Origin of the sequence: Luteibacter sp. UNCMF366Tsu5.1, from assembly GCF_900119235.1 — a bacterium.
Classification (GTDB): Bacteria; Pseudomonadota; Gammaproteobacteria; order Xanthomonadales; family Rhodanobacteraceae; genus Luteibacter; species Luteibacter flocculans.
The window spans coordinates 371,959-392,026 of record NZ_FPIS01000004.1; the positions used below are offsets into that span (position 1 = coordinate 371,959).

The 20,068-nt window shown below is 63.6% G+C and carries 10 protein-coding genes and 1 rRNA gene; 3 read left to right on the forward strand and 8 right to left on the reverse strand.

What is annotated here, in order from left to right; genetic code table 11:
- Window positions 1–228: 228 nt before the first annotated feature.
- The 3 genes from BT115_RS17935 to BT115_RS17945 form a co-directional block, all read right to left on the reverse strand.
- Window positions 229–3,276 (reverse strand): TonB-dependent receptor, encoded by a 3,048-nt coding sequence (locus BT115_RS17935; protein WP_072323996.1) that lies wholly within the window; start codon window positions 3,274–3,276, stop codon window positions 229–231.
- A gap of 495 nt (window positions 3,277–3,771) precedes the next feature.
- Window positions 3,772–6,813 carry a TonB-dependent receptor gene (locus tag BT115_RS17940; protein ID WP_072324059.1) on the reverse strand — a complete coding sequence of 1,014 codons (3,042 nt, stop codon included), beginning with the start codon at window positions 6,811–6,813 and terminating at the stop codon, window positions 3,772–3,774.
- Between the two features lie 482 nt (window positions 6,814–7,295).
- On the reverse strand, window positions 7,296–10,376 hold the full coding sequence (locus tag BT115_RS17945; RefSeq protein ID WP_072323997.1) for a TonB-dependent receptor: 3,081 nt from the start codon (window positions 10,374–10,376) through the stop codon (window positions 7,296–7,298).
- 549 nt (window positions 10,377–10,925) lie between these two features.
- On the opposite strand from BT115_RS17945, the gene BT115_RS17950 reads away from it, so the two are divergent.
- A complete protein-coding gene (locus tag BT115_RS17950) occupies window positions 10,926–11,525 on the forward strand; it encodes a helix-turn-helix domain-containing protein (RefSeq protein ID WP_255369468.1) in 600 nt (199 codons plus the stop codon).
- Between the two features lie 52 nt (window positions 11,526–11,577).
- Here the strand turns inward: BT115_RS17950 and glyS are convergent, their stop codons facing one another.
- Together glyS and glyQ are read right to left on the reverse strand one after the other, a co-directional pair.
- Complete coding sequence (glyS, locus tag BT115_RS17955) at window positions 11,578–13,722, reverse strand: glycine--tRNA ligase subunit beta (RefSeq protein WP_177257448.1); 2,145 nt, start codon at window positions 13,720–13,722, stop codon at window positions 11,578–11,580.
- Entirely contained in the window at window positions 13,712–14,626 is a 915-nt protein-coding gene (gene glyQ, locus BT115_RS17960) for a glycine--tRNA ligase subunit alpha (protein WP_072323998.1), read from the reverse strand. Before glyQ ends, glyS begins: the two co-directional genes overlap by 11 nt.
- Window positions 14,627–14,692: 66 nt before the next feature.
- Between glyQ and BT115_RS17965 the strand changes: the two genes are divergently transcribed.
- Both BT115_RS17965 and BT115_RS17970 read left to right on the forward strand, forming a co-directional pair.
- Window positions 14,693–16,507 (forward strand): GspE/PulE family protein, encoded by a 1,815-nt coding sequence (locus BT115_RS17965; protein WP_072323999.1) that lies wholly within the window; start codon window positions 14,693–14,695, stop codon window positions 16,505–16,507.
- The gene (locus BT115_RS17970; RefSeq protein ID WP_072324001.1) at window positions 16,504–17,241 is read left to right on the forward strand and encodes a glutamine amidotransferase; all 738 of its coding nucleotides are present in this window, start codon (window positions 16,504–16,506) and stop codon (window positions 17,239–17,241) included. Before BT115_RS17965 ends, BT115_RS17970 begins: the two co-directional genes overlap by 4 nt.
- Here BT115_RS17970 and BT115_RS17975 read toward each other — a convergent pair.
- From BT115_RS17975 to rrf, 3 genes are all read right to left on the reverse strand, one after another.
- Entirely contained in the window at window positions 17,230–17,913 is a 684-nt protein-coding gene (locus tag BT115_RS17975) for a rhomboid family intramembrane serine protease (RefSeq protein ID WP_072324003.1), read from the reverse strand. The genes BT115_RS17970 and BT115_RS17975 overlap by 12 nt on opposite strands.
- Before the next feature lie 2 nt (window positions 17,914–17,915).
- Window positions 17,916–19,520, reverse strand: a complete 1,605-nt coding sequence (locus BT115_RS17980) for an ExeA family protein (RefSeq protein WP_072324005.1) — start codon at window positions 19,518–19,520, stop codon at window positions 17,916–17,918.
- Between the two features lie 355 nt (window positions 19,521–19,875).
- Window positions 19,876–19,990: ribosomal RNA gene (gene rrf / locus BT115_RS17985) — 5S ribosomal RNA — on the reverse strand.
- Window positions 19,991–20,068 lie beyond the last annotated feature (78 nt).

A 20,068-nucleotide genomic window follows, 5' to 3' on the forward strand; every position in this document is an offset into this window, starting at 1 on the left:
ATACCGGCAAATGCGCCTCTGGAAAAGTCAAGTGACGAATCTGACAGGAATCGGGTTTCGCGATGCGGTCGGCAAGCTGGCAGTCAGATTTGCCGGAAAGGCGCAATCGCTTGATCTTGCGGGATGTTTTTTCCCGCGCTTACGAAAAACGCCACCCGAAGGTGGCGTTTTTCGTTTTCCAGTGACCACGCCCCGAAGGGCGTGGCGCTGGCCTGCGACATCGATGGATCAGAAGTCGTAGGTCACACCGAAACGCACCGAACGCGGGGTCTGGTACGCATAGGCGCTGCGGTAGCGCGGATTCGGAGCATCCGACACGCCGTAGTACGGGAACTGCTGGGTCTTCTGCTGTTCGTTGAGGAGGTTGAACACCTCCACGCTGAAGGCCAGCTTGTGGTCTGCGAACGCCGGACGGTATTCCGAGCTGAGCGATACCGTGTGCGTCATCGGCAGGCGGCTGCCCGAACCCGGGGGCGACGGCAGGCCATTGCACCAGTGGTACGACTCGACGCCATAACCGGCATCTTCCTGGTTCGGACCGAAACCGCCGTAGCAGTTACGCGGCGCACCCGAGACAATCGCGATGTTGCCGGCGATCATCCATTCCGGGGTGATCTGGTACGCGCCATAGGCCTTGAACGCATGCGTGTGGTCGTTGGCAAGCTTGCCATTCGAATACACCATGAGCGGCGCGTTGTCCCAAGCCTGGGTAACCGACGGGTCGCTGCGGGTACCGGCATCGGTATCCACCTGGCCTTCGCTGTTGCCGTAGAGCTTGGAGTACGTGTAGCTAACGGTGCCCCACCAGTTGCCGTCACCCTTCTGGCGAGTCAGGTGCAGTTCGGCAGCGTAGTAGTGGCGCTTCAGGTGCGGGAAGCCCAGCTCCTTGTTCGATACGGTGATCGAATCGTAGCCACCATTGGCGTTACCGACCTGGAAGGTGTTCGCGCGACCCGGATTGAACAAGTAGCAGCCCACTGCGTTCCAGTTCTGCGTATCGACGTCGTAGCCGGCGGCCGTGAAGGCATCCTGCACGCGACCGGTATCGCAGAAGTCGTCGATCGCATTGCCGAGCTTGCGGTACGTCAGCTTGGCACCGTAGGTCCAGTCCGTACCGAGCGTCTTGTCGAAGCCGGCGATGAACTCGTCCTGGTATTCCGCGCTCACGCCCTTGGCCGTCACGATCTTCGGATCCGGCGACTGACCGTACTCGTTGTTGGCCGAAATTTCGGCGCCAGGGCCACGAATCGTGTTGAGCGGGGTGAGACCGGTCGGGTAACCGGTGGCGGGATCGACGCCCGTGTACGAGTAGTACACGCGGGTGTAGTAGGAGCCCGATGCCCCACGGATGGCGGGCGCTGCGGGCAGGGCAAGATAGTAACGGCCGGCATTGGCGTACACCTTGAAGGTGCTGTCGCCATAGACGTCCCAGCTGGCGCCGAGGCGCGGAGCCCACTGCGGCTTGGTCTGCGTGATGTACGCCTGACCGCTGCCGTTGTAGTTCGTGAACTGGTCGTTGCGCAGACCGATCGACAGCAGGACGTTGTCGTTCACCTGCCACTTGTCTTCGACGTACTGGGCACGCTGCTTCACGCGGACGCTGGCCGCCGTGATCTGACGATACTCGTCGACGTAGTAGGGCGAGCCCACCGGCGGCGTGACCTGCCCGTTGGCAATCGTCTGACCCGTGGCGACCGTACCGTACTCCCACGCATAGCCGGCGTTGCCGTACATCGACTGGCCGTCGTCGTTATCCTGCGTCGACTGGTTGTCGATACCGAAGGACAGCGTGTGGTTGCCGAGCACCCAGCTCAGGTCGACACGGTAGTTCGAACCCTTGCTCTCGTGCCGCGGATCGTCGACCTGGATCAGGTTCTGCGCGTTGCCGATACCGCCGGCCACGCCGCCATTCGCCGCAGGGTTCTGGTTCTCGGGCGTGATAATGCCGATCAGGTTCGGATCGGTCGAAGCCGGGTTGGTGTAGAACTGCGTCTTCTGTCGGCCGTACTGTGCCGTCAACGTGAGGTTGTCGGTGATGTAGCTGGTGTACTTGGCCAGCCACATCGTCTGCTTGGTGTTGGCTTCCGTCGCCGGATTGCGATACGCACCCCGCGTGCCAGTGGCGTTGTCGTAGCCGTAGATGCTGCCGGAGTAGTTGTCCTTGTAGGACGCGCCGGTCAGCTCGAGCAGATTGTTGTCGTTGATGTTCCAGTCGATCTTGCCGTACATCTTCGGATCGTCGTAACGATAATCCGTGACGCGGGTCGTGGAGACCGCACCGACGTTCGTGCCTTCGCGACGCGCGCCTTCAACGGCGATGAACGCGAACAGCTTGTCCTTGATCAGCGGGCCGCCGGCGTAGGCCGAAGCGATCGCTTCCCAATCCTTGTTGTCCTGGCGACGCTGGTAGAGCTCACCTTCTTCCGGCGAACCCTTGACGTAATTGATGTTGCGCGGATCGGCCTTCGCCCACTTCGGGGTGAACAGCAACTGGCCGCCGAAATGGAATTCGTTCGTACCGCGGCGACCCACGACGTTGATCACGCCACCGGCCGAACGGCCGTACTGGGCGCCGTAGCCGCCGGTCAGAATCTCCTGCTGATCGATCGCGCCGTACGGCAGAACGATACCGCCGTAACCATTGATCGGATCGGTGGTGTTCATGCCGTTGACGTAGTACGCGTTTTCGTTGACCGAGGAACCGGCGAACGAAACGAGCGCCTGACCCGTCGGGCTCGCGAGACCCGTGCCGGTCGCGCCTGCGGTCACGCCCGGAGCGAGCAGCGCGATGGCTTCGGCGCTACGGCCGAGCGGCAGCTGCTTCAGCTGAGTCTGGGTGATGACGGTGCGGGAATCGACAGACGAGACGTCGATCGGCGGCAGCGCGTTGCCCACGACGGTCACGCCCTCGAGGTTCGACGCATTGGCTGCCGCGGCGGCCGGAGCGTTGAAGGAAACCTCGGTACCGGCGTTGACGCGCAGCTCGACGTTGTCACGCGTGTCGACGGCGGCGCCACCCTTCATGAGGGTGACCTTGTAGCTGCCCAGGGGCAGGTTGTTGAAGGTGTAGCGACCATTCTCACCGACCGTCGCGGTACGGGTCGTACCGGTGGAGCTGGTGATCTGGACGGTTTCGCCGGGTTCGGCCTGACCGAACAGGCTACCGGTGGTGGCCTGGGCGAACACGGTGCCCGTGAGGCCCATGCCCATCGCGAGCGCGAGCGCCAGCGAGGAACGACGCAGGACGGATGCCTGCCGGATGCTGCGAGAACTCATTGCAAATCTCCCCAGATCGGCCCTCACCGGGCCTGAAAACGAGCAAAACCGACCGAAGCCGGAAAAAGAGGCTTCGTCGGCGCACGTTTCGGAGATATTCCTTGCGCGCCACTCCTCCCAGAGTGGTACGCGGTCCCCGTGGACCTGCTCCCGACAAGCCATGACATCCGCTGAACCGTCCCTATGCGTAAGAACGCGAGGGGATTGCCAGCATCGCCGACGCCGAACATAGGCGTACGCCGACCACCGTGTCAACAAATTATTTACACGGAGATAGGAGTTTTTCTTACGGCTAGTTCGCACATCGAAGGGTTCGACGGCTCGGGAACAAAGGGAAATTTGCTTACAGTTGAAACAGTTCCGCCAAAAAAGCGCCCCGATCCGGGAGGCGCGGGGCGATCTGGGGAGGCACTAGGCCTTGCCGAGCGGGCCGTCCTTGGCCCGTCGGTTTTCTCTTCTTGTAGCTTGGTAGCGCTTTCTTGCGGCTTTACCCGATCAGAAGTCGTACGTGATACCCACGCGGGCATAACGCGGCGTGGTCTGATACAGGGGGACGCCGTAGCGCGGGTTCGGCTTGGCCGTGCTTCCGCGGATCGGGTAGATCTGCGTTTCCTTACGGCTGTCGAAGAGGTTGAAGACCGTGAGGTTGAAGCCGAGCTTGCTGTCGGCCCACGTCGGACGGTATTCGATCGAGCCCGTCACGATGTAGGTCCACGGGTTGTGGCCTGCTTCACCCGGAGGCGACGGCTGACCTTCGCACCAGTGGTAGTACGAGCCGTAACCGAGGTTCGGGTTGGTCTGGCCCGGGCCGTAGAAGCCGAGGCAGCTCTTCGGCGCGCCGGAGGCGATGTTGGCGTTAGCCGACACGAGCCATTCCGGAGCCAGCTGATACGAACCGTAGATCTTGAACTGATGCTTGCGGCTGTTGGCCAGTTCGCCGTTGGCGTACTGCATGACTTCCGCATAGTCCCAGTCGACCGTCGCCGAGACCGTGTCCTGACGAATGTCCGAACGGACCTGGCCTTCCGAGTTGCCGTAGCTCTTCGAGTAGACGTAGTCGAAGCGGACCTGATACTTGCCATCCCACGCGTGATCCAGGTACAGCTCGAGGCCGTAGTAGTTACGCTTGCTGTGCGGGAACCCGAAGTCCTTGTTGTTCATGTCGACGCTGTAGAAGCCGCCGTTGGTGTTCGGAACAAGGAAGGTATTCGCACGGCCCGGGTTGAACAGGTAGCTGCCCTGGATGTCGCCGATGGTGTCCGGATCGATACCCGAACGGATCATCTTGGCTTCGATCGCACCCGCGTCGCCGACGTCATCGATCGCGTTGCGCAGCTTGCGCACCGTGGCCTTCGCGCCGTAGGTCCACTTGTCGGTCAACGCCGCATCGAAGCCGAGGATGAACTCGTCCTGGTACTGCGACTTGATGTTGGTGGCAGCTGCGGTCTTCGGATCACGCGGGATACCGTACTCGCGGTTCGCCGAGATCGGGCCACCCGTGCTGCTGAAGATCGGGGTGAGGCCGGTCGGCGTGCCGTCCGGATTGATACCCGTGTAGGTGAAGTACTCGCGGGTGTACAGCGACGCACCGGCCGAGCGCAGAGCGACCGACGCCGGCAGCGCGAGGAAGTAACGACCCGCGTTGGCGTAGATCTTCAGGCTGGAATCGCCGTTGACGTCCCAGGTGGCACCGAGGCGCGGCGCCCACTGCGGCGTGGTCAGGCGCAGGTAGGCCTGGCCGTTCTGGTTGTAGTTGGTGAACTGGTCGTTACGCAGACCGAGCTTCAGCAACCAGCGATCGCTCACCTGCCACGCGTCTTCGATGTACTGAGCGCGCTGCGTCGTGCGGACCGAAGCCTGGGTGCTGTAGACGTAGCGAGCGACGTAGTAGCCGTCGCCGCCGGGCGGCGCCACGTAAGCGGCGTCGGTCGGCGAGGTGCCGATGATCGGCGTACCAGCGTCCGTCTGCCAGTATTCCCAGGCGTAGCCCGGGCCCGACGTCGTGATGCCGTCGTTCTTGTCGAGCACCTTCTGGTTATCGATACCCGCGGTGATCGTGTGATCGCCGATGTGGTAGCTCAGGTCGACGCGCAGGTTGGTGTTGGTCGACTTGTGCTTCGGATCGGCAATCTGCGCGGACGGGTTGGAGTTCGTGATGAATCCACCGCCGGTGAGCCCGGTGTTCTGCTGGTTCGCCTGCAGAATCGACGGCAGGGTCGAGTCGGCAGTCGCGGTGTAATACGTACCCTTCATCTTGCCGTACAGGGCCGTCAGGGTCAGGTCGTCGGTGATGTAGCTGGTGAACTTGGCGCTGTAGACGTCGGCACCGGACTTGTTCTGCGGTGCACCGGCAGTGTCCTTGCCAGTGAAGTCGCCACGCTGGCCGGTCGCGTAGTCATAGTCGTAGATCGACGCGTCGTAGTTCTGCTTGTTGGAAGCGCCGGTCAGTTCGAGGATGTTGGAATCGGTGATGTTCCAGTCGACCTTCGCGTAGTACTTCGGGTTGGTGTAGGTCTGCTTGTACACGAACGGCGAAGCGGTGCTGGTCGTTACCGAACCCTCACGACGCTCCTGCTCGGCCGCCAAGAAGACGTACAACGTGTCCTTGATCAGCGGACCACCGGCGTAGGCCGAATACGTGGTGCGCCAGAACTTGTCGTCGCGGTTGCGATCGTAGATGCGACCGGCGTTGGCGCCAATCTGGCTGTAGTAGTTGATCGGGTCGGCCTTGGTGCCCTTCGGCTCCCACAGAACCTGTCCACCGAAGTGCCACTCGTTCGTACCGCGCTTACCGACCTGGCTGATCACGCCACCGGAGGAACGACCGTAGGCAGCGCCGTAGCCGCCCGCGAGCACTTCCTGCTGGTCGATCGCGCCGTACGGCAGGGTGATACCGCCGAAGCCGCTGAGCGGATCCGTGGTGTTGAAGCCGTTGATGTAGTACGCGTTCTCGGTGACGGCGCTACCGGCGATCGACACCAGCGGGTTACCGGTCGGGCCAACGAAGAACGAGCTACCGGCCACGGCGCCCGGCGCGAGCAGTGCGATCGCTTCGGCGGTGCGAGCCAGCGGCAGCTTGGAAAGCTGTTCGGACGTGATGACCGTGCGCGAGTCGACCGTGCTGACGTCGATCGACGGGAGTGCATTGGCCGAGACCGTCACGCCTTCGAGGTTCGACGTATCGGCAGTGGCGGCAGTGGCGCCACCGAAGCTGACATCGGTACCCGCACCGACGCGAAGCGTCACGTTGGCGCGCGAATCGACGGCGGCACCGCCCTTGTTCAGCGTGACCTTGTAGTTGCCGAGCGGCAGCTGGTCGACCACGTAACGGCCGTCGGCACCGACGTTGACAGTGCGGCTAACGCCGGTGTCGCTCGTCACGGTGACGGAGTCGCCAGCGCCGGCGGCCGTCTGGCCGAAAATGCGGCCGCTGGTGGACTGCGCGAACACGGCACCGGACACGGTACCCAGGCTGATCGCCAGAGCCAGTGCGGTCCGACGCCCCAGAGACGCGGCGCGATAATGACGCGAATTCATCGAATGCTTCTCCCCATGGAAAGCCGCCATCGCAAAATGCTGCGGTGGGACGGCAAGACGATCCCGAACCGGCGCAAACCGGCCCTCTTAGGATCGATGTCAAAAAATTTTCTGGTCATACAACGACATCCCGGAAAGGACGCCGCCCCCAAACGTCACGGGTCAGGTGACGGAACGAGATATACGGGAAGCTGTCATCGTTACGCAATACGAAAACTTCACGATTTATTAGCTGTCGTCGCAATTAGTTGCACGACAAGATCATGCGTACCCGCGAGAATTTCCTGTATCACTCAGATATTTACGATTCACGCGGCCGGGCAATTCCTACGCCATTAGGAATTCAGCCTAGGAAACATTCCTAGAAAAAAAGCCCCCGACCCGGAGGGTCGAGGGCGATCTGGGGAGACGCTGGTTATCGCCTCCGGTACGAAGTGCCGTACAGAGGCTCTTGTTGTCTTTCTACGACGACCTCCGATCGATCAGAAGTCGTACCGAGCGGTGAAGCGCACAGTGCGCGGGTCGGTGAAATTGAGCTCGCGGTCGTAGAGGGGGTTCACCGTCGAGCGCGACTGCGCGTAGCGCGGGTTGTAAGACGTCGGCGTCTGCTTGTTGAACACGTTGAGCACGTCGACCTGGAAGGTCAGGTTCTTGTCCAGCCAGGACGGCGTGTACGCCGCGTTGAGGTTCACGATGTAGGTCCACGGCGTGTTGCCTGCCGAACCACGCGGCGAGCGCTCGTAGCCAGGCGTGCCGGGGAGACCGCACCAGTAGTAGAACGAGCCGTTGTACAAGCCGGCGTCGGCGGTCGGATAGAAGCTGGTGCAGTTCTTCGGACGGCCCGAGGCAATGTTGAGGTTCGCACCGAAGCGCCAGTCGTCACTGAGCTGGTAGTAGCCGAACGCCTTGATCTGGTGCGTGCGGTTGTTAGGCAGCTTGCCGTTCGCGCCGACCATCAACTGCGGAAGATCCCAGTCCTGCGTAACCGACACGTCAGCCTGGCCACCGTTACCGGTATCGAGGTCCGAAGCGAGCTGGCCTTCGGTGTTGCCGTAGCTGCGCGACCAGGTGTAGTCGATGCGCCCGTACCACTTGTCGGAGAACGGATGCTCCAGGTACAGATCCACGGCATAGTACTTGCGCTTCAGATCCGGCAGCTGCAACGCGTCCTTCGAGTAGTGCACCGCCACGAAGGAACCGTCGTCCTGCTCCTGCAGGAAGGTATTGCCGGTGCCCGGATTGAACAGGAAGCACGCGCCACCAAGTGCGGGGGTGCAGGTGTCGTCGATGGCGCTGCGCAGCTGGCGCCAGGTCAGCTTTACGCCCCAGTTGAGCGAAGGGGTAAGCGCCTGATCGAGACCGGCGATGTACTCATCCTGGTAGTGCGACTTCAGGCCCTTCGCCGCGACCGTGCGGGGATCCGGCGCAATGCCGCATTCCAGGTTCGCGGAGACGGCGTTCGTCCCATTACACGTGTAGCCCGCGGCCTGATTGACCGGTACGGACACGAGCCCTGTGGGCGCACCGGTGGTGGGGTCGATGCCCGTGTAGCTGAAGTACTCCGACGTACCCAGCGAACCCGACGCTGCGCGAACGGCCACGTTGTTCGGCATCGCGAGGTGGTAGCGGCCGGCGTTGGCATAGATTTTCAACGTGGAGTCGCCGTTGACGTCCCACGACACACCAAGGCGCGGTGCAAGCTGATGGCGCTGCTTCGCGTAGACCTCGTTGTTGCCGTTGTAGTTCTTGAACTGCTCGTTGCGCAGACCGGCGTAGATCATCCATCGATCGGTGAGCTGCCAGTGGTCGTCGATGTACTGCGACTCCTGAACCGTCTTTACCTTCGCCGATGTGGTCGTGTACGCGCGGGTGACGTAATAGCCCTGTGTACCGAGGCCGCCTGCAGCCGCGGGTGAACCCACGCCGTGGCCGGCGTCGATCGCCTGGCCCGGATTGTTCTGGAAGTTATAGGTCCAGCTATAGCCGCCCGGGAGCGAGGTGCCAGTGAACGACTTCGCCTCCTGGCGGTCCGCGCCGAAGCGGATGTCGTGATCGCCTAGGCGATATTCCAGATCGAGGCGCCAGCCGTTGGTTTCGTCGTTGGCACCCGGCACACGAACCGCGGCCGAGGTGGTCTGGCAACCGCCGTAGCTGAGGCCTGGCGCACGCGCCTGCGCGGTGGCGATGCTGATGAGCGGGCAGTTCGGGTTGTACTGATACGGCAACTGGATGTGATCCAGTCGCTGCTGGCCGTACAAAGCCGACACGGTGAAGTTGTCGGTGATGTAGCCCGTGTACTTGCCGACGTAGAGGTCGCCGCCGTCCTTGGTATAGACGCCGCCGTTCTGCGTCTGCCCGTGACCGAGCGTGGCGTAGCTGAAGCCGTAGGTCTTGGACGTGTACTCGCTCTTGTCCGAGACGCCGGTCAGTTCGATGTGATGATCGTCGGTGATGTTCCAGTCGATCTTCGCCAACCAGCGCGGGATCTTGTACTGGTATTCGTTCCAACCGTTGCGGCCGACGGTAGCCGCCGTGATCGCGCCCGCGGTCGTACTGCTGGCGATGCCCTGGCCTTCACGCCGATTCATTTCGGCATCGATGTAGAAGAACAGCTTGTCCTTGATCAGCGGACCGCTCGCGTAGGCGCCAATGGTCGAGCGCCAGTAATTGTTCTTCTTCGTGTACTGATAGATCGTGCCGTCGGTCGTCGGGTAGAAACCCGTGTCGGGATAGTTGTTGTTACGCGGCGACGCGCGCGTGCCGGACGGTTCCCAGATGGTGTACACGCCGCCGTGCCACTCGTTGGTACCGCGCTTGGTGACGATGTTGATGACACCACCGGTGGACCGGCCGAATTCCGCGCCGTAACCGCCGGTGAGCACCTGCTGCTGATCGATCGCATCGAACGGGAGCTGGGTGAGGCCGATCGAGGTCAGCGGGTTGGTCACGGCATAGCCGTTGATGAAATAGGCGTTCTCGGAGGACGCAGAGCCGCCGAAGCTGGGCACCGGATTGCCGAGGGCATCCTTGTAGCTGGAGTTGCCGATGACGCCCGGTGCCAGCAGCGCGGCGGCAAGCACGTCACGGGTGATGGGCAACTTGTTGAGCTGCTCGGCGGTGATCACGGTGCGCGTGTCCACGGACGAAACGTCGATCGACGGCATGGCCGTCGCGCTCACGGAAACGCCTTCCAGGGTGCTGGCCTCGGTCGCGGATGCTGCCGAACCGAACGACACTTCCGAACCGCCCGAAATCGTCACCGAAACGTTGTCGCGCTGGCTCACCACGGCGCCGTTGTTCTCGAGCGTGACCTTGTAGCTGCCCGGCGGGAGCGAACTGAAACGATAGCGGCCGCTCGCATCGACCGTGATCGATCGCGCGAAGCCCGTATCGGGGTTGGAGATGGTGACCGTATTGCCCTGCTGCGGATTCACCTGGCCGAAGATCGAACCGGTGACGTTCGATTGCGCCATCGCGGCGCCAGCGACGGTGCCCAGGCCGATAGCGACGGCCAACGCCGTCCTCCGACCCAGCGCTGCCGTGCGGTAGTTACGCAAATTCATTCAGTGGCTCCCCTGGAAGTTCCGAAGTCGTACGTTCTTGCGATTCATCGGCAAGCCGCGCCCGTCCCGGCGGCACCAGGCCAGGGTCGATCGGCTTGTGTCTTTTTTCCATTTGTAACGGCCACTTGCCAAGAAGCGCCGCATACTCCCCCTGCAGCACGATGCGTGCCGCGTCGTCACATATACGTAAGAGCTTGCGGCTTCGCAACACGAAAAATTCACGCGCGTCCGTCGCTCGAAACCATCGCGGGAGGGCCATGGGTGCACGTGCAGAAAAAAAGACTGTCGGGATCGACGGTTACGGCGGCGCCAACCATGACTTTCGGCATGTCTGCGAATTCGCCCTAGGAAACATTCCTAGAAAAAACCGGCGATTAGTTCGCGATATCGCATCGATGACGGACAGCGGGACGGCCGCTGAATCGCCGCCTTCCGAAACTTCTCAAGCGAAAGACTTTCGAAGGGAAGCGCGTGTACACCGGATACCGGGCTCGCGCGTTGGAGCTTCAACGCCGGGGGGCGGTCTTTGATCAACGAGGTTTCAATCGCATGAACGACAATTTACGGGGATCCATCCTGGCCGATGCTGCCAGCGGAGGCCTGGACACCGGTCGCGCCGAGACCTCGGTAGCGCCGTCTTCCTTTGCCAGCCGCGTGCGCGCGGTCATCAAGATGTCGGGGAGCGTCAGCGAAATCGCACGTCGCTGCGGCTTCTCGGAGGGCGTGGTGCGCAGTTGGCGCGACGGGAACACCGATCCGTCGCGTGGCCGTTGCGTGACCATGGCGAAGACGCTGGGTCTGTCCCTCGTCTGGCTTGCCGCAGGCGAAGGACCGATGATGCTTGACGGGTCCAACGAAGACACCGTGGCTCGCACCGAGTCATCCGAATCCACGCGCAGCCGCGAAGTATCGACCGCGCGTACGAGCGCACTCGATCCCTCCCGCCTTGCTGCCGCGATGAAGTTGCTGCAATCGGATATCGAGATGGCCGGCAGCCGCTTTTCACCGGTGCGCCACGCGGACCTCGTAGCGGAGATGTACGCCATCCTCGGCCGCTCGGGCGAATCGGACTACGCCGATCGAATGGTCGCCTTCCGGCGGACGCTGGTGTCGCGCGTGCACGACGAACAGGGTACGGCACTCGCTTGAGCCCCGTCTTTCGGGCGATGCCGTCGGCATCGCCCGAAGACCGCCGAGGGAATTACAGCCGCGAGATGTCGGCGATGGCGCCGAAGCTGGCTTTCAGCTGGGCGAGCAGTGCAAGACGGTTTGCGCGCACGGCCGGGTTCTCGGCGTTGACCAGCACATCGTCGAAGAACCGATCCACCGGCCCCTGCAAGGCTGACAGGCGCGCGAGCGTGCCCGTGTAGTCGCCACGTGCAAGCAAGTCGCGCGTCTCCGCGCGGGCGGCATCCAGGGCCGCGTGCAACTCACGCTCGGCATCGGATTCGAAATGGGCTGGGTCGACGCTCGACGGGATGGGTGCGGCGTTGGCTTCTTCCGCCTGCTTGCGCAGGATGTTGCCCACACGCTTGTTCGCTGCCGCCAGGCTAGCCGCCTCGGCGCGTTGCGCAAACTCGCCGACCGCGCGCAGACGGCGATCGAAGTCGGGAAGCGTGGCCGGCGCCACCGCGAGCACGGCCTCGAACTGGTCGGCCGAAAAGCCCTGATCCGCGTAGTAACCGCGCAGGCGATCGAGCACGAAGGCTACGACTTCGTCGCCGAGTTCCCGGCGGCGAGCGCCGATGTCCACGGCCGGTGCCTTGCCATCCTTGCCCGGCTTCACGCCAGCCACGAGCGCCGCTTCGGGCACCATCTCGAAGGCTTCGGTGAAAGCGGCACGCAGGTCGATCTCCAGCCCGCCCTCAATGAGGGTACGCGCCAGACCGAGCGCCGCGCGGCGCAGCGCGAACGGGTCCTTGTTGCCGCTGGGTTTGAGTCCCACGGCGAAGATGCCGGCGAGCGTGTCGAGACGTTCGGCCACCGCAAGCACCTGCCCGACCTTGCCGGCAGCAATGGCATCGCCGCCGAAGCGCGGCTGGTAGAAGCTGTCGAGCGCCTCGGCCACATCGGGCGCGATGCCTTGCCGCGTGGCGTAGTAGCGGCCCATGACGCCTTGCAGTTCGGGGAACTCGCCAACCATGCGCGTGAGCAGGTCGCACTTCGACAGCGCCGCGGCATGTGTCGCCTGGCCCGCGTCGACACCGACACGGTTGGCGATGACACGCGCCAGTTCGGCCACGCGCACCGTCTTGTCCCATAGGCTGCCCAGCGACTGCTGGTAGGTAACGTTCTTCAGGCCTTCCTGGTGGTCGGCGAGCGGCGTTTTGAGGTCTTCGTCCCAGAAGAACTTGGCATCGGCAAAACGCGGACGAATGACGCGCTCGTAGCCCTTGCGGATCTCAGCGGGATCGCGGCTCTCGATGTTGGCGACACCGATGAAGTGTTCGGTCAGGCGCCCCTCGGCATCGAATACCGGCACGAACTTCTGGTTGGTCTCCATGGTGGTGACCAACGCCTCGGGCGGCACGTCGAGAAACGCGCGCTCGAAGGTACAGGCGATGCCCACCGGCCATTCCGTGAGGTTGGCGATCTCGTCGAGCAGCCCTTCGGACAGTCGCGGCACGCCCCCGGTCGCCACGCGCGCCACTTCGTCACGCACGCGCTGCCGCCGTTCGACGGGATCAGCGATGACGTGCGCATGGCGCAGGGCCTCAAGCCAGCTGTCGGCGTCGGCGACGTGGACCGGCGCGGGATGATGGAAGCGATGACCGCTGCTCTGGCGACCGCTCTTCAACCCCAGAACCTCGCCTTCGACGATGTCGGCACCATGCAGCATCAGCAGCGTATGCACGGGGCGCACGAAGGTATCGTCGCGATCGCCCCAGCGCATCGCCTTGGGAATCGGCAGCGCCTTGAGCGCCTCGGTAACGATCTCCGGGAGCAGCGATGCGGTCGGCTGACCCGGCTTCACGGCGCGGAACACGAACCACGCGCCCTTGTCGGTCTCGAGTCTTTCGAGGGCGGACACCTCGACGCCGCACGATTGTGCAAAGCCGAGCAACGCCTTGCTCGGCTCGCCGTCGGCACCGAGGCTCGCGGCGATCGCCGGGCCGCGACGCTCGATGGTCTGTTCCGGCTGCGCCACGGCCACCTCGGCGATGTGCACCGCGAGACGGCGGGGTGACGCATAGGCCTGCGCCGAGGCGAAGTCTGCGGCAACGCCGCGCTTCTCCAAGCCTTCGACGACGCCGCGCGCGAACGCGGCGGACAGGTCGTCCAGGGCCCTCGGCGGCAGTTCCTCGGTGCCCAGCTCGATGACGAGCGGCAATCGCTTATCGGCCACGGGCGGCCTCCTTGTCGTTCTTCAGGCCAGGAAAACCAAGCTTTTCGCGCTGCGCCACGTACGCCTCGGCGACGCTGCGCGCCAACGTGCGCACGCGCAGGATGAAACGCTGGCGCTCGGTCACGCTGATGGCGCGACGCGCATCCAGCAGGTTGAAGGCATGGCTGGCCTTGCAGACCTGCTCGTACGCCGGCAGCGGCAACCCCGCGGCGATGAGCTTGCCGGCCTCGCCTTCGCAGACGTCGAACCAATGGAACAGCTCGGGAACGTTGGCATGCTCGAAGTTGTACGTACTCTGCTCCACCTCGTTCTGGTGGAAAACGTCGCCATACGTGACGACGCCATGCGGGGCATGCGTCCAGACGATGTCGTAGATGCTGTCCACGTTCTGCAGGTACATGACCAGGCGTTCGAGACCGTAGGTGATCTCGCCCGTGACGGGACGGCATTCGAGACCGCCGGCCTGCTGGAAATAGGTGAACTGGGTGACTTCCATGCCGTTCAACCAGACTTCCCAACCCAGACCCCAGGCGCCCAGCGTGGGCGATTCCCAGTTGTCCTCGACGAAACGCAGATCGTGCACCAGCGGATCGATACCCAGCGCTTTCAGCGAGCCGATGTAGCGCTCGAGGATGTCGTCCGGATTCGGCTTCAGCACTACCTGGTACTGGTAATAGTGCTGGAGTCGGTTCGGGTTATCGCCGTAGCGACCGTCCGTGGGCCGGCGGCAGGGCTGCACGTAGGCTGCGGCCCAGGGCTCGGGTCCGAGCGCACGAAGGAAGGTGGCCGGGTGGAACGTTCCCGCGCCGACCTCGGTGTCGAGCGGCTGGACCAGCACGCAGCCCTGCTCCGCCCAATAGCGGTTCAGGGTCTGGATCACGTCTTGGAAGGTGGGCGCGGACATGGTTCCCGAGTCCTTGAGAAAGCGGGCTAGTATAGCGGCGTAGGATTCACACGGGGTCGCACCACCATGGCAGTCAATCCGCAACCCGGCGCGCTGCTCGGCCGCCGCGGCCGGCTGGAACTCGACGAGGTGCTCGCCTCGCTCGTCGTAGACGGATACCTCACCGGCGACGACGCCAAGCGCATCCGGCTCGCTTCCCGCGGCGGAAAATCCGCCATTGAGCTGCACCCTCTGGTCCTGATTGCGAACGCCAAGCCGGAGAACCGCCGTGAAGCCGGGCGGCCGCTGAGCCTCGAAATCCTGGTCGAATGGCTGGCCGGCAAGGCCGACCTGCCCTATCTCAAGATCGACCCCATGAAGGTGAACGTGGCCCAGGCCACGCAGGCCGTGAGCAGCGCGTACGCCCAGCGCCACCGCATCCTTCCCGTGGCCGCGTCGTCGATGGAGGTGACCTTCGCCACCGCGGAACCCTTCGATACCGGCTGGGCGAACGACCTGGCGCACATGCTCCGCCGCGATGTGCGTCGTGTGGTGTCGAACCCGATCGACATCAACCGCTACCTGCTCGAGTTCTACGGCGTGCAGCGATCGATCCAGCTCGCGCAGGATGCCAAGGGGAGCGAGCCGTCGAAGATCATCAACTTCGAACAGTTGGTGGAACTCGGCAAGACCGGCGAAGTAGGTGCAGATGATCGACACGTGGTCCACATCGTGGACTGGCTGCTGCAATACGCTTTCGAACAACGCGCCTCCGACATTCACCTGGAGCCGCGCCGCGATGCCGGACAGATGCGCTTCCGCATCGATGGCGTGATGCAGAAGGTGTTCGAGCTTCCGCCGCCCGTGATGACCGCGGTGACCGCGCGCGTGAAGATCCTCGCGCGCATGGACGTGGCGGAGAAACGGCGTCCGCAGGACGGTCGCATCAAGACGCGCTCCGCCGGTGGCCGCGAAGTGGAGTTGCGTATCTCCACGATGCCCACCGCCTTCGGCGAGAAGGTGGTGATGCGTATCTTCGATCCCGACCTCGTGATGAAGGACTTCGCTCAGCTCGGTTTCTCCGCCGAGGAAGATCGCGTGTGGCGCAGCATGGTGGAACGCCCGCACGGCATCGTGCTGGTGACCGGCCCCACCGGCTCGGGCAAGACCACCACCCTCTATTCCACACTGAAACATCTCGCGCGACCCGAGTTGAACGTCTGCACGGTCGAAGACCCGATCGAAATGGTGTCGCCCGACCTCAACCAGATGCAGGTCCAGCCGTCCATCGACCTGGACTTTGCGGCGGGCGTGCGAACCCTGCTGCGCCAGGATCCGGACATCATCATGATCGGCGAGATTCGCGATCTTGAGACGGCGCAGATGGCCGTGCAGGCGTCGCTCACGGGCCATCTGGTGCTCTCGACGCTGCACACGAACGACTCGCCCAGTGCCGTCACTCGCCTGCTCGATCTGGGCGTGCCGCATTACCTCATCCAGTCGACGCTCTCGGGTGTTGTGGCGCAGCGTCTGGTACGCACCCTCTGTCCGCATTGCAAGGTGGTCACAACGCAAGATGCGGATGCATGGCGTGTGCTGACACATGGCTGGGACGTGCCGGTGCCCGAACGGGTTTACGAGCCCGTCGGTTGCCTCGAATGCCGCAAGACTGGCTTCCTCGGACGCACCGGCGTGTACGAGATGATGCCGATGACTACGCGCTTGCGTTCGCTGATCTCGGCGGACCTCGATCTCGGCCGGTTCGGTGCCGAAGCCTTGCACGAAGGCATGAAACCCCTGCGTATCTCGGCGGCCATGCAGGTCGCCGCCGGACTCACCACCGTGCGTGAAGTACTCAACGTTCTCCCGCCGACCGACATCGACGATAGTCATCAGCCATGAAGCCCGTTCTCATCATTCGCACCGGCCGCGCGCCCGAGGTCATCAGCCAGCGCCACGGCGACTTCCCGCGTTGGTTCCGTCTCGGTCTTCGCCTGCGCGAGCCCCACGTAAAGGTGGTGGACGTGGAGCACGGCGATCATCTGCCCGATCCCGATGAGTGCGCAGGAGCCGTACTCACCGGCTCTGCCTCGATGGTCACCGAGAAACTGCCGTGGAGCGAACGCACGGCGGGGTGGATTCGCCACGCCATGGACATCGATCTGCCGATGCTCGGCGTGTGCTACGGCCATCAGTTGATGGCACATGCGCTTGGCGGGCGCGTGGACTACCTGCCGGGTGGGCGCGAGATGGGCACGATACGCATCGAAGCGCACGCCGATGCCGCGGCCGATCCACTCGGCGCGCGGTTGCCCGCCGCCTTCCATGCCCATGCGACACACGAGCAGAGCGTGCTGGAATTACCGAAGGGGGCAACTTCGCTCGCGCGGTCGGACCGAGACCCGCATCACCTGGTGCGTTACGGCAAGCACGCAGTGAGCACGCAATTCCATCCCGAGTTTTCGGCGGAAGTCATGCGCGCGTACATTCGGCGCAAGCACGACGTGCTACGGCAAGAGGGTCAAGCGCCCGACGCGATGCTCGCCGCCGTCGTCCCGACGCGTGACGCGACCCTGTTGCTACGTGGTTTCGTGCAGGAGCATCTGCTCGCGCCGCGGGAATACTCAGCCGCGTAAGCGACGGGCGATGGCGCCCCGCGAGAACAGCGCGAAGACGATCCCGAAGAGAAACCCGCCGATGTGCGTCCACCACACGACCGCACCGTAGCTCGCACCCGCGTAGCTGAAAAGTAACTGTACCAGCGCCCAGATGCCGATCAGCAGGAATGCCGGCACGCGCACGAATTCGAGATACAGGCCCAACGGCAACACGAGGCCCAGCTTCGCTCGCGGGAACAAGGTGACATAGGCACCCACCACGGCAGAGACCGCCCCGCTGCATCCGATGATCGCCACGCGCACCCCAGTGAGCGAAATCGCACCGATGAGGTTCGCGACCACGCCGCCGAGCAGAAAAAGCAGCAGGAACCGGGGCGAACCGAGGCTGCGCTCTGCGGGAAGGCTGAAGATCACGAGGAAGAGCAGGTTGCTCAGCAGATGCAACCAGCCGCCGTGAATGAAGATGGCGGTGAACAGGCGCAACAGGGCGGGGTCGCTCAACTGCTCCCACAACGGCAGCCCCGTCCCGAAGAGATGGGCAGGCACCGTGCCCCAGTGGAGCATGATCGAGCGACGCTCATCGGGACCGGCCAGCGCGAGCGCCACGAAACTGACCACACAAACGATGACGACGAGCATCGTCGCCCAGGAAAGCCGCGACCGTCGACGGGTGTCTACCTGGACGAACATGCTCAGGGGACGCCACGCGCCAGATGAGGGCCATCCGTCTCCAGTGACGAAAGCGCAAACATCGTCTCGGGGCCGACCACGCCATCGGCCGCGATGCCGAAGCGCTGCTGCAGGCCGAGAACGCGAGCCTCCACCGAGCGATCGAAGCTCGTCGGCTGAGTGGCTGTCGGCGCACCCGGATCGCGCGGAAGACGCGCGAGAATCCAGGCCAGCCCTTCGCCCGTGTCGCCGCGGGCCAGCTTCAAGGGCATGGCGGGATCGACGCGAAACACCGCATAGAAGCGACCACTCCACACCTGAGCGAACGCTTCCCGAGTCAGTTCCACGTATTTTCCACCGAGGTACAAGCGGACCGCTTCATCGCCCGCGCCCACCAGCAACACCTGCTGTTTCGCGTGCGTCTCGTCGAGTTCCAGAACGATAGGGCGGTCGAAGCGACGCAGTTGGTCCAGCGACCCGCGGCCGCTCACGCAGGCGAAGCCAGGGAAAATCGTCGCATCGCAGTTGATTGCGTTCGCGACCGACGTTTCCTTCGAGGTGATCTGCCAGCGCGCGAGCAGTTCCCCCCAAACCCGGACCTTACCCACATCGGGCGGCGGGAGTGCGTCCTTGAATTTCTCCAGGGCCTGTTCCGGTGTGGCGGTTACCAGGCTCTTGGGGCGCGAAGGACTGTGCCCCGTAAGGAACCAAGTCGCCGCGCCACCGACAAACAGAACCGCGGCCAGGATGCCGGCGACGAGGATCGGCTTGCGGAATCGGCGCAGCCAGTACTGAGCGTGTTGCGGCAGTGCCTCTCGCACCACGAACGACAAGGCGCGCTCGCCGATCGAACGCTCGCCCCGCTCGGCCGCGCGCTCGAGCGCGCGATGAGCCAGTGTGTTCAACCGGCGCGGATTGCCCTTGCCGTCATCGCGCAGGCTGCGCAGCCCCAGACGGCTGAACGGCATCTGCGTCGTGCCTGCCACATGGAGACGATGACGGACATAGCGCTCGCTTTCTTCACCGTTGAGCGGCCCCATCGGCAGCCGGCTGCGGATACGGGAAGCAAGTTCGGGAGCATCCGGTCCGACGAGCCGTTCGCGGAGCGATGGCTCGCCCGCGAGCAGAATATGGAACGGTGCGCCGGCCTTCTCACAGGCGACGAGCAAGCGCATGACGATGTCCAGATCATCGTCGGAGAGCTCCTCAGCATCGTCGAGGATCCAGAGGAAGCGGTGGTTCACATGGTGCGTCAGGCGCCCAAGGCCTGTCGCCAGGCCGTCGACGAGATGATCCTGCGTATTCGCTTCGGCGCTCAAGGGCAGCGGCAGGCCAAACCCCGCATACAGCGAACGCAGCCAGGCTATGGTCTCGAGCGCATAGTCGCCCTCGCCGTGGCGGACCGCGCGAATTCCCCGGCTCAGTGCATCGGCTTCCACCAGCATGCAGAGCAGCGTCTTCCCGATACCCCGCTCGCCCGTCACCAGTGTCACGCTCGAAGGACCGGCGCCGACCTCGTATTCCACGTGCGCCAGGATCTCGCGCTCGCGAGCGAACAGACACGCGAAACGCGGATCCGGTGCGTCGCCAAACGGCGGTTCGCGAAGTCCGAAAGTCTGTAGATACATGGGCCTACTGTAGCCGATCGGTCGTAAGGGCGGATGCATCGTAATGGGAACGCCCGAAGCGACAAATCGGCCACACGACAGCCCATCCGCGTAGGTGCCGCCATGGCAGCGAAGTAAGCTTGTCTGGTGGGAGCCAGCCTGCTGGCGATGGGAACTTGTCTCGCTGTTACACCGCTTCGTGGGCTTCTCGCCGCCATGGTGGCTCCCGCAGGCCAAGCAAAAAACCCGGCCTCTAATGAGACCGGGTTTTTAGGATAAAGCCCCTGGCGGTGACCTGTTGCGGGTCGTGCCCGCTGGGCACGACAGCAACAAGAAAAAACCCGGCCTCAACGAGACCGGGTTTTTAGGATAAAGCCCCTGGCGGTGACCTACTCTTGCATGGCTTGAGCCACACTACCATCGGCGCATGCGCGTTTCACTTCTGAGTTCGGGATGGGATCAGGTGGGACCACGCCGCTATAGCCGCCAGGGAAGGGGTGGGAGCAGCGCCTGAGCGCCGGCTCCACAAAGGGGGTAAACGAGTGACAAGCGTCCGGGAACGACCGGAG